Annotated in this window: 6 protein-coding genes; 1 reads left to right on the forward strand and 5 read right to left on the reverse strand. The window is 69.6% G+C overall.

Annotated features, from left to right (window positions below; genetic code table 11):
• Positions 1 to 20: 20 nt before the first annotated feature.
• The 5 genes from E1181_RS26145 to E1181_RS26165 form a co-directional block, all read right to left on the reverse strand.
• Positions 21 to 491, reverse strand: coding sequence for an HIT family protein (locus E1181_RS26145; protein WP_132678760.1), 471 nt, complete (start codon positions 489 to 491; stop codon positions 21 to 23).
• Between the two features lie 83 nt (positions 492 to 574).
• On the reverse strand, positions 575 to 2,590 hold the full coding sequence (gene thrS / locus E1181_RS26150; protein WP_132678762.1) for a threonine--tRNA ligase: 2,016 nt from the start codon (positions 2,588 to 2,590) through the stop codon (positions 575 to 577).
• Between the two features lie 157 nt (positions 2,591 to 2,747).
• Positions 2,748 to 4,859, reverse strand: a complete 2,112-nt coding sequence (locus E1181_RS26155) for a putative bifunctional diguanylate cyclase/phosphodiesterase (RefSeq protein WP_132678753.1) — start codon at positions 4,857 to 4,859, stop codon at positions 2,748 to 2,750.
• Between the two features lie 117 nt (positions 4,860 to 4,976).
• On the reverse strand, positions 4,977 to 5,786 hold the full coding sequence (locus E1181_RS26160; protein WP_132678755.1) for an SAM-dependent methyltransferase: 810 nt from the start codon (positions 5,784 to 5,786) through the stop codon (positions 4,977 to 4,979).
• A gap of 183 nt (positions 5,787 to 5,969) precedes the next feature.
• Positions 5,970 to 8,024: a putative bifunctional diguanylate cyclase/phosphodiesterase gene (locus E1181_RS26165; protein WP_235877050.1), complete on the reverse strand. Its 2,055-nt coding sequence runs from the start codon at positions 8,022 to 8,024 to the stop codon at positions 5,970 to 5,972.
• A 418-nt stretch (positions 8,025 to 8,442) separates the two neighbouring features.
• Here E1181_RS26165 and E1181_RS26170 point away from each other — a divergent pair, with 418 nt between their 5' ends.
• Positions 8,443 to 9,792 carry an FAD-dependent oxidoreductase gene (locus E1181_RS26170; RefSeq protein WP_132678757.1) on the forward strand — a complete coding sequence of 450 codons (1,350 nt, stop codon included), beginning with the start codon at positions 8,443 to 8,445 and terminating at the stop codon, positions 9,790 to 9,792.
• Positions 9,793 to 10,243 lie beyond the last annotated feature (451 nt).

Below are 10,243 nucleotides of genomic sequence, written 5' to 3' on the forward strand. Positions count from 1 at the left end.
CCCGCACCGCTACGCCCGACCTAGCTCCAGGCGTCGGCCAGGAGTTTCCAGGTGTCTCCGAGCAGCTGCGGGAGCACCTTGGTGTGGCCGATGACCGGCATGAAGTTGGAGTCGCCGCCCCAGCGCGGCACCACGTGCTGGTGCAGGTGCGCGGCGATGCCGGCACCCGCCACGGGTCCCTGGTTGAGGCCGATGTTGAAGCCGTGCGGCGCGGAGATCTTGCGGATCACCCGCATCGCGCGCTTCGTGTACTCGGCGACCGCGACCGTCTCCTCGTCGGTGAGCTCGGTGTAGTCCGCGACGTGCCGGTACGGCAGCACCATCAGGTGGCCCGGGTTGTACGGGTACAGGTTGAGGATCGCGAACACCAGCTCGCCGCGGGCGACGATCAGCGAATCCGAGTCGGGCTGACCGGATTCGAGCAGGCGGCAGAACGGGCAGCCGTCGCTGTCATCGCCGTCCGGCTTGTTCTCGCCCTGGATGTAGGCCATCCGGTGCGGGGTCCACAGACGCTGCAGCGCGTCGTCGACCCCCGCACCCTCCTGCTGCGTCAGCTCGACGCCCTCGGGACCGCTCACACCTGACCTGCCTGGAAGTTCTCCGCCGTCGGCGAGGCGTTCTCGCGCCGCTGGATCCAGTCGACCAGCGCGGTGACCGCGTCGTCGACCGGGACGCCGTTGATCTGCGAGCCGTCGCGGAACCGGAACGACACCGCGTCGGCCTCGACGTCCTTGCCACCGGCCAGCAGCAGGAACGGGACCTTCTGCGTGGTGTGGTTGCGGATCTTCTTCTGCATCCGGTCGTCGCTGGTGTCGATGTCCACCCGGATCCCCTTGGCGCGCAACGCCTTGCGCACCTTCTGCAGGTGCTCGACGTGCTCGTCGGCGATCGGGATGCCCACCACCTGCACCGGCGACAGCCACGCCGGGAACGCGCCCGCGTAGTGCTCGGTGAGCACGCCGAAGAACCGCTCGATGGAGCCGAACAACGCACGGTGGATCTTGATCGGCCGCTGCTTGCCGCCGTCCGGGCCGGTGTACTCCAGGTTGAACCGCTCGGGCAGGTGGTAGTCGACCTGGATGGTCGACATCTGCCAGCTGCGGCCCAGCGCGTCCTTGGCCTGCACGGAGATCTTCGGGCCGTAGAAGGCCGCACCGCCCGGGTCGGGGACGAGCTCCAGCCCGGAGGACTCGGCGGCCTCGCGCAGCGCCTCGGTGGCGACCTCCCAGCTCTCGTCGTCACCCACGTACTTGTCCTCGTTGCGGGTGGACAGCTCGAGGTAGAAGTCGTCGAGGCCGTAGTCGCGGAGCAGTTCGAGCACGAACCCCAGCAGCGACTTGAGCTCGTCCTGCAGCTGGTCGGGCATGCAGTAGATGTGCGCGTCGTCCTGGGTCATGCCGCGCACGCGGGTCAGGCCGTGCACCACACCGGACTTCTCGTACCGGTAGACCGAGCCGAACTCGAACAACCGCAGCGGCAACTCCCGGTAGGAGCGCCCGCGCGAGCGGAAGATCAGGTTGTGGAACGGGCAGTTCATCGGCTTGAGGTAGTAGTCCACCCCGGGCTTGCGCAGCTCACCGTTGGCGTCGCGCTCCTCGTCGAGGTGCATCGCCGGGAACATGCCGTCCTTGTACCAGTCGAGGTGACCGGAGGTCTGGAACAGCGTCTCCTTGGTGATGTGCGGGGTGTTGACGAACTCGTAGTCCGCTTCCTCGTGCCGCTTGCGGGAGTAGTCCTCCAGCTCGCGGCGGATGATGCCGCCCTTGGGGTGGAACACCGGCAGACCGGAGCCGATCTCGTCCGGGAAGGAGAACAGGTCCAGCTCGGCGCCGAGGCGGCGATGGTCGCGGCGCTCGGCCTCGGCGATCCACTCCAGGTGCTCGTCGAGCTTCTCCTTGGACTCCCACGCGGTGCCGTAGACGCGCTGGAGCTGCTGCTTGCTCTGGTCGCCGCGCCAGTAGGCGGCGGCCACCCGCATCAGCTTGAAGGCCGGGATGAAGCGGGTGTGCGGCACGTGCGGGCCGCGGCACAGGTCGCCCCAGACGCGCTCGCCGTGCCGGTCGATGTTGTCGTAGACCGTCAGCTCGCCGCCGCCGACCTCCATGATCTCGGAGGTGTCCACATCGGACTTGATGTCAACCAGTTCCAGCTTGTACGGCTCGCTCGCCAGCTCTTCTTTGGCGGCCTCGACGGAGTCCAGGCGGCGGCGGGAGAACTTCTGGCCGGACTTGAGGATCTGCTTCATGCGCTTCTCCAGCGCCTGCAGGTCCTCCGGGGTGAACGGCTTGTCGACGTCGAAGTCGTAGTAGAAGCCGTCCCGGACCGGCGGGCCGATGCCCAGCTTGGCGTCCGGGAACAGGTTCTGCACCGCCTGCGCGAGCACGTGCGCGGCGGAGTGGCGGATGACGCTGCGGCCGTCCTCGGTCTCAGCGGCGACCGCCTCGACCTCGACGTCGGACTCCGGCGCCCAGTCCAGGTCGCGCAGGTCGCCCTCGGCGTCGCGGACCACCACGATCGCGTCCGGGCCCTTCGACGGCAGCCCCGCCTCGGCGACGGCCGCACCCGCGGTAGTGCCCGCCGGAACCTTCACCCGGGGTGCTTGCTGGGCGTGGGAAGGCTGTACGGACACGATCACTCCTAGACTGGGCCGGTTCACCGGCGCGGACACGCTTCGCCACCCGATGCTATCGGTGGCCACCAACCCCTTAACGCCCAGCCCACGCCCGGCGGTCACGCCACGTGACCGCTCACTCCTGGTCGGCGATGAGCTCTTCGAGCTCCAGGGCGGACACGCGCTCACCTGCGAAGGCTCCGATCGCCGAGCAGACGCCCAGGGCGTGCAGCCGCTCGGCCTGGAGCTCGTCGTGGATGCCCCCGGCGACCACCGGCAGGTCCATCAGCTCGGCAGCTCCGGCCGCCGCGCCGAGCAGGTACTCGTCCAGCGGATCGGGTCCCTCGGGGTCGGCGAACCCGTTCAGGTGCGGGCCGTCGATGCGGACCGCGAACAGCGGCAGGCCGCGCAGCCGGGCGACGCGGGTGTAGTCATCCCCGAACTGGTAGACGACCAGCCGGATGCCCATTTCGGCGAAGATCTCCACGGTGTCCACCGGGTCGCCCTGGTGGTCGAACAGCGCCGACTCCGGCATGCCCAGCGCCAGCGACTGCGCGGGCAGGCCGGTCTCGCGCAGGATGCGCTGCACGTCGTTGACCAGCTCGGGGTCGCGGCAGTGCCGGTGGGAGAGGTTCATCGCCGCGACCGGGGCGCGCTCGCCGAAGCGCTCGGTCCAGCGCGCCGCGTGCCGGCACACCTCCCCCAGCGCCCAGCTGCCGAGCCGGGTGATCAGCCCGGTCTCCTCGGCCAGGTCGAGGAACGACTCCTGCCCGAGCTCGCCGAACTCGGGGTGGTCCCAGCGGATGTCCGCCGCCGCGGCGAACAGCGAGCGGTCGTGCAGCAGCCTCGCCGGCTCGTACTCGACGAACAGCTCCCCCTGCTCCAGGGCGGCGGGCAGGGCCGCGGAGAGCCTGAAGCGGTCGCGGGCCTCGGCGTTGAGCGCGGCGTCGAAGAGCACCCACTGGGCGCGGCCGTCCTGCTTGGCCCGGTAGAGGGTGATGTCGGCGTCGCGCAGCAGCGACTCGGCGTCGGTCCCGGCCACCGGGCGTTCGACGATGCCGACGCTGGCCGAGGCGGACAGCTCGTGCGCGCCGATGCGGACCGGCAGGGTGACCTCGGCGAGCATCTTCTCCACCTGCCCGACCAGTCCGGCGGCGCCGTCGGTGTCGGGCACCAGCACCACGAACTCGTCACCGCCCATCCGCGCGGCCAGCGCGCCGAACTCGGCGGTCAGGGCCTGCAGGCGCTGCGCGACCGCGCGCAGCAGCTGGTCGCCGACCGGGTGCCCGAGGCTGTCGTTGACGGCCTTGAAGCCGTCGAGGTCGAAGAAGCACAGCCCGACCCGGCGGCCCGGCGCGGACGGTTCCAGCGCGCGTTCCATGCTGGTCTGCAGCTGGGTGCGGTTGGGCAGCCCGGTCAGCGGGTCGTGCACGGCCTGGCGGCGGAACTGCTCCTGGAGCATGTGCCGGTCGGTGATGTCCTCGTAGAGCATCACCAGGTAGTCGGGCGCCCCGTGGGCGTCGCGCACCAGCGAGGCCGACAGCTGGGTCCAGATGTGCGAGCCGTGCTGCTCGGTGAAGCGGATCTCCAGCTGGTAGCGATCGACCTCGCCGCGGACCAGGTCGGCGTTGGCGGCCGTGAGCTCGCCGATCCACGTCGTGTCGGCCAGGTCGAAGATCGTCCGGCCCACCAGCGCCTCGCTGCCGAGCCGGAAGATCCGGGTCATGGAGGGGTTGATCTCGTCGATGACGCCGTCGAGGGTGACGATCGCGATCCCCAGGGCGGAGGAGAGGAACACCGCCCGCGACCGCGCCTCCGACGCCCGCAACGCCTCCTCGGCGGCGTCCCGGGCGTCGAGCACGGACTGCTTGATGATCTCCTGCTCGTCGAGGGTCTGCTCGCGCAGCGCCCCGGCGAAGCCCGATCCGACCGCGCCGAGCACGTCGACCAGCCTGGCCTGGTCCACCTCGCGGTGGGCCGGCAGCGCGGAGGCCAGGTGGTTGAGCGTCTTGTGCACGACGACGGGGTTGGTGAAGTGCACGCCGACGAGGCGCACACCGACCTGGCGCGCGGACTCCAGCGGTCCGTCGCAGGCGGCGAGCACGTCCTCGAAGCACTTCGCCAGGAAAGCCTCGATCTCGGGACGACCCATCGCCACGTAGCTGGTGTGGATGATCTCGCGCGTCCACTGCGCAACCACGTGGTGACGTTCGACCTCCGCGTCGGAGGCTCCCTCGGATTCAGGCATCGCTCACACCTTCTGCCCGGCGTCGCCGGTCGCATCGCACCCGCGTCCGGGTTCGGACGGGGTGAAGTCGGTGATCAGTTTGGCGATCCCGCCACGACCTCGCACGACGACGGGCTCTCAGACCTTGCGGCCCACCAGGCCGTAGACGATGGTCTCCTCCGGGTGGTCGCCGACGTCCTCGGGCGAGTCCGGGCGCCACTCGGAGACGTAGACGACGCCGGGATCGACGAGTTCGAAGTCGGAGACCAGCTCGGCGACCTCGGCGCGGGTGCGCAGGGTGACGGGGTTGGTGCTGTTCTCGTAGAGCTTGACCAGGCCCTGCACGCCTTCCGGGAACTCCTCCCCGGTGACGTGCGAGAAGCCCAGGTAGCTGCCGGGTGCGAGCTTGTCGTGGTAACGGCCGATGATCTCGCGCGGCTTGGCGCTCTCCGGCACGAAGTGCACCAGCGCCACCATCATCACCGCGACCGGCTGCGAGAAGTCCAGCAGCCGCTGGGTTTCCGGGGACTCCAGGACGGCCTCGACGTCGAGCAGGTCGGCCTGCACAATCGTGGCGTTGTCGTTGCCGTCCAGGATCGAGCGGCTGTGCGCGACGGCGACCGGCTCGTTGTCCACGTAGACCACGCGGGCCTGCGGGTCCACGGCGTGCACGATCTCGTGCACGTTGCCGGCGGTCGGGATTCCCGATCCGATGTCGAGGAACTGCCGGATGCCCTGGTCGAGGCAGTAGCGCACCGCGCGGCGCAGGAACGCGCGGTTGTTCAGCGCGACTTCCTTGACGTTGGGCACCACTTCCAGGACCTTGTTCCCGAGCTCGCGGTCCACGGCGAAGTTGTGCGCGCCGCCTAAGTAGAAGTCGTAGCAGCGGGCGGCGCTGGGCTTGTCCAGGTCGACGCCCTCGGCCAGCCAATCGGGTCGCTGCTCCATAGAATTCAGCCTCCTGCACTCGGTTTGGTCGTTCGGGCACCCGAAGCGGTGATCAAGAAGGCCATCGTAGGTGTCACGCCACGCGTTCGGCCATGCACCCGGAGTGGGGTCACCGGAACGCTCACGTGCTCGGCCCTTTCGAAGAATCCACCGGGAACTTCGGGTTTTTCGAGCCTCATCGGCTCATTGCGCGCCGCCCACGAGATCGACGACCTCCGTCGCCGAAACCCGATCGCTGACATGCGGCCCCTGGATCAGGGCGACACCGATCTCCCCCAACCGGTGCGCCTGCTCCGCACTCGTCACACCGGTGGCCAGCACCGGCAGGTCCATCAACCGCGCCGCGCCGACCGCGCTGCGCACCAGGTACTCGCTGAGCGGCTCCGGCCCGTCGGGATCGGCCAGTCCCTGGATGTGCGGCCCGTCGATGAGCACCCCGGCCAGCGGCAGGTCCTTGAGCCGGTCCACCCGGGTGTAGTCCGAGCCGAACTCGTGCACGAACAGCCGGATCCCCATCTCCGCGAAGATCTCCACCGTGTCCACCGCGTCGCCCTGGTAGTCGAACAGCGCCGACTCCGGCAGGCACAGCACCAGCGACTCCGCCGGGAGCCCGGTGGTCTCCAACGCCTCCTGCAGGTCGCGGACCAGCTCCGGGTCGCGGCAGTGCCGGGCCGACAGCGTCACCGCCAGCAGCGGCGCGTGCTCCCCCAGCTCGCGCACCCACCGCGCCGCGTGCCTGCCGGCCTGCTCCAGGGTCCAGCCGCCCAGCCGGGTGATCAGGCCGGTTTCCTCGGCGAGGCCGAAGAACCTGTTCGAGCCCAGCTCGCCGAACTCGTCGTGGTCCCAGCGCACGTTGGCCATCACGGCGAGCACCTCGCCGGTCTCCGCGTCGGCGACCGGGTCGTACTCCACGAACAGCTCGTTCTTCTCCAGGGCCGCGGGAAGTGCCGCCGAGAGGCGGAAGTTCTCGTGCGCCACCGCGTTCCGCTCGGCGTCGAAGAGCACCCACAGCGCGCGGCCGTCGCGCTTGGCGCGGAACAGCGTGATGTCGGCGTCGCGCAGCAGCGAACCGGTGTCGGTGCCGACCACCTCACGCTCGACGATGCCGGCGCTGGCCGAGGCGGCGAGCTCGTGCGCGCCGATCCACATCGGCTTGGTGACCTCGCGCAGCAACCGCTCGACCAGTTCGGTCACCCTGGCGGCGTCGTAGGAGTCGGGGATGACCACGGCGAACTCGTCGCCGCCGGTGCGCGCCACCACGGCGCTCTCCGGCGCGGCCAAGGTCTGCAGCCTCCGCGCGACCTCGCGCAGCATCCGGTCGCCGATCCCGTGGCCGAGGCTGTCGTTGATGGCCTTGAAACCGTCCAGGTCGAACAGGCACAGGGCGACCCGGCGGCCCGGGTAGACCGGGGTGAGCGCGGCGTCGATGCAGGATTCGAGCTGGGCGCGGTTGGCCAGCCCGGTCAGCGGGTCCTGGACGGCCTGGCGGCGGAACTGCTCCTGGAGCATGTGCCGGTCGGTGATGTCCTCGTAGAACACCACCAGGTGGTCGGGTTCGCCCCGGTCGTCCCGGACCAGCGACGCCGTCATCCGGGTCCACACCTGGGCGCCGTCGGTGGTGGTGAAGCGGGCGTCGAGGTTGACCCGCTCGCTCGCTCCGTCGGCGAGGCCCGCGAGGGCGCCGGTGAGCTCGGGCCGCCACCGGTCGTCGACCAGCGCCAGCACCGAGGCGCCGGTCAGCTCCTCCTCGGTCAGGCCGAACATGCGGCGCAGGGCCCCGTTGGTCTCCTCGATCGCACCCGTGGTGCTGACCGCGGCGACTCCCATGGTCGAGGTGTGGAACAGCGCCCGCGAACGCGCGGGGAGGTCTCGGCCGGGCCGCTCGACCGAGCCGCCGTCAGCGCGCAGCCCCTCGGCGAAACCCGCGGCGAGGTGGCCGAGGGCGGCCACGATCCGGTCCGGCGGAACCTCGGGCAGCAATCCGGGCAGCTCGGCGGCCAGCAGCTTCAGGGTGCCGGGCAGGACCACGGGGTTGTCGGCGTGCAGCGGCAGCAGCGCCGCGCCCGCGCTGCCGGCCTCACCCGATCGGTCCGGGCAGGCCAGTTCGCCGAGCAGGTGCTCCAGGCAGGTGCTCAGCAGCTCCTCGACGTCGCCGCGGCGCAGCGGCGCGTAGCTGTTGTGCGCGATCTCGCGCTTCCACCGCTGGATGAACTCGTGGCGATCCACCCTGGTGATCACGGTTCGACTCCGTCGGCGCTCCGGTGCGGCGTTCGACGCACTCGCCCACCCTGTCTCGACATTTTGGACACCGCGTGTAACCAGCCCTGCACGTTGAGTACCGACGCGGTTGATCAGTGACCGATCCTACTGTCACTCACCGCGTCCGGTCACGCACTCAGCGCTGAATACATGCGCCCGCGATATCGCTGGTGCCCAGCCAGGCCTGCGGAAATGATCTTGATCGGTCGGGTTCGCCGAGGTGGTGGACGAGATCAGTTATGAGCATTGTCACCAGCCCGCATCGCGGGATCGGGGGTAAGGGCTCCCTAAGCTGGTGGGGATTCCCGCGCATGGCCCAGGCCCGGTACTTCGGGCCCGCTGCCACGCGGCTTCGCAGTCGAGCGCGCCGAGCCAGGCGCACCCAGGAGGAGAGTGCATGACCCGCCCGTTGCGAGTCGCGATCGTCGGGGCCGGCCCGGCCGGCGTTTACGCCGCCGACATCCTGACCAAGTCCGAGACCCCGGTCGAGATCGACCTGCTGGACCGGATGCCGGCACCGTACGGGCTGATCCGCTACGGCGTGGCGCCCGACCACCCGCGCATCAAGGGCATCATCAACGCGCTGCAGCGCGTGATGGAGAAGCCTGAGATCCGCTTCCTCGGCCACGTCGAGTACGGCGTGGACGTCAAGCTCGAAGACCTGCAGCGCTACTACGACGCGGTGATCTTCTCGACCGGCGCCGACCAGGACCGCCCGCTGGACATCCCGGGCATCGACCTGCCGCACAGCTACGGCGCCGCCGAGTTCGTCTACTGGTACGACGGCTACCCCGACGCGCCGCGCGACTGGACGCTCGACGGCGAGCAGGTCGCGGTCATCGGCGCGGGCAACGTCGCGCTGGACGTGGCCCGGGTGCTGGCCAAGCAGGCCGACGACCTGCTCAGCACCGAGATCCCGGACAACGTCTACCAGGGTCTGACCAAGTCGACGGTCACCGACGTGCACCTGTTCGCGCGCCGCGGACCGGCGCAAGCCAAGTTCACCCCGCTGGAGCTGCGCGAGCTCGACCACCAGGACGAGGTCGAGGTCATCGTGCACCCGGAGGGCTTCGAGCTCGACGAGGCCAGCGAGAAGGAAGCCCAGTCCAACAACCAGGTCAAGACCATCGTCAAGACCCTGCAGGACTGGGCGCTGCGCGACCCGAAGCACAACACCAAGCGCCGCCTGCACCTGCACTTCCTGCGGGCGCCGGTGGAGGTCGTCGGCACCGACCGCGTGGAGGGCTTCAAGGTCGAGGTCATGGAGCTCACCGGCGACGGCAACGTCCGCGGCACCGGCGAGTACGAGACCTACCCGGCCCAGCAGGTCTACCGCGCCGTCGGCTACCTCAGCTCGCCGGTCGCCGACCTGCCCTTCGACACCAAGAAGGGCACGGTGCCCAACGAGGGCGGCCGCGTGCTGGACCTCGACGGTGAGCACATCCCCGGCGTCTACACGACCGGTTGGATCAAGCGCGGCCCCGTCGGCCTGATCGGCCACACCAAGGGCGACGCCCTGGAGACGATCAACAACCTGCTGGCCGACCTCGACAAGCTCCCCCAGGCCGAGCAGCCCGACTCCGACAGCATCATCAACGTGCTGGAGGAGCGCGGCATCGAGTACACGACCTGGGACGGCTGGACCCGCCTGGACGCCCACGAGAAGTCCCTCGGCGAACCCCACGGCCGCGAACGCATCAAGGTCGTCGCCCGGGACGAAATGGTCAAGATCTCCCGAGCGGACTGACCTGACCACTCGGCCCTGAGAACGCCCCTGCGCACCCCAAGCGCAGGGGCGTTCTGCGTGCAGCGGCGATCTCGAAACCCGAGCACGGCAGCAATCAGCACCCCGCCACAACTGCCGACCCGCACCCGGATCACGACGCCAACCCGAGACAGAACGGAATACCGCCGTAATCAGGCACCGGATTACGGCCGTGTTCAGGGTCCGATCACGGCAGAGACCCGGGCCTGGCTTCGACGGTGATCGGGGACCGGACGGAATACCGCCGTAATCAGGGACCCGATTACGGCCGTATTCGGGGTACCGGCTACGGCGGTACCCCGAGTCACAACGGAATACCGCCGTAGTCAGGGTCCGAATACGGCCGTAATCCGGGTTTCACTGAATACCGCCGTAATCAGGGGGCTGATTACGGCGGTGTTCGGGGTGGTCGTCGGTGGGGTTGGGTCAGGGT

This window comes from Saccharopolyspora terrae, from assembly GCF_004348435.1.
In the GTDB taxonomy this organism is placed as follows: Bacteria; Actinomycetota; Actinomycetes; order Mycobacteriales; family Pseudonocardiaceae; genus Saccharopolyspora; species Saccharopolyspora endophytica.

Bases quoted from the DNA above. Each gene is read 5' to 3' on its own strand.
- E1181_RS26155 (WP_132678753.1), bottom strand. From the start codon at position 4,859: ATGCCTGAATCCGAGGGAGCCTCCGACGCGGAGGTCGAACGTCACCAC.
- E1181_RS26145 (WP_132678760.1), bottom strand. From the start codon at position 491: ATGGCCTACATCCAGGGCGAGAACAAGCCGGACGGCGATGACAGCGAC.
- E1181_RS26160 (WP_132678755.1), bottom strand. From the start codon at position 5,786: ATGGAGCAGCGACCCGATTGGCTGGCCGAGGGCGTCGACCTGGACAAG.
- E1181_RS26170 (WP_132678757.1), top strand. From the start codon at position 8,443: ATGACCCGCCCGTTGCGAGTCGCGATCGTCGGGGCCGGCCCGGCCGGC.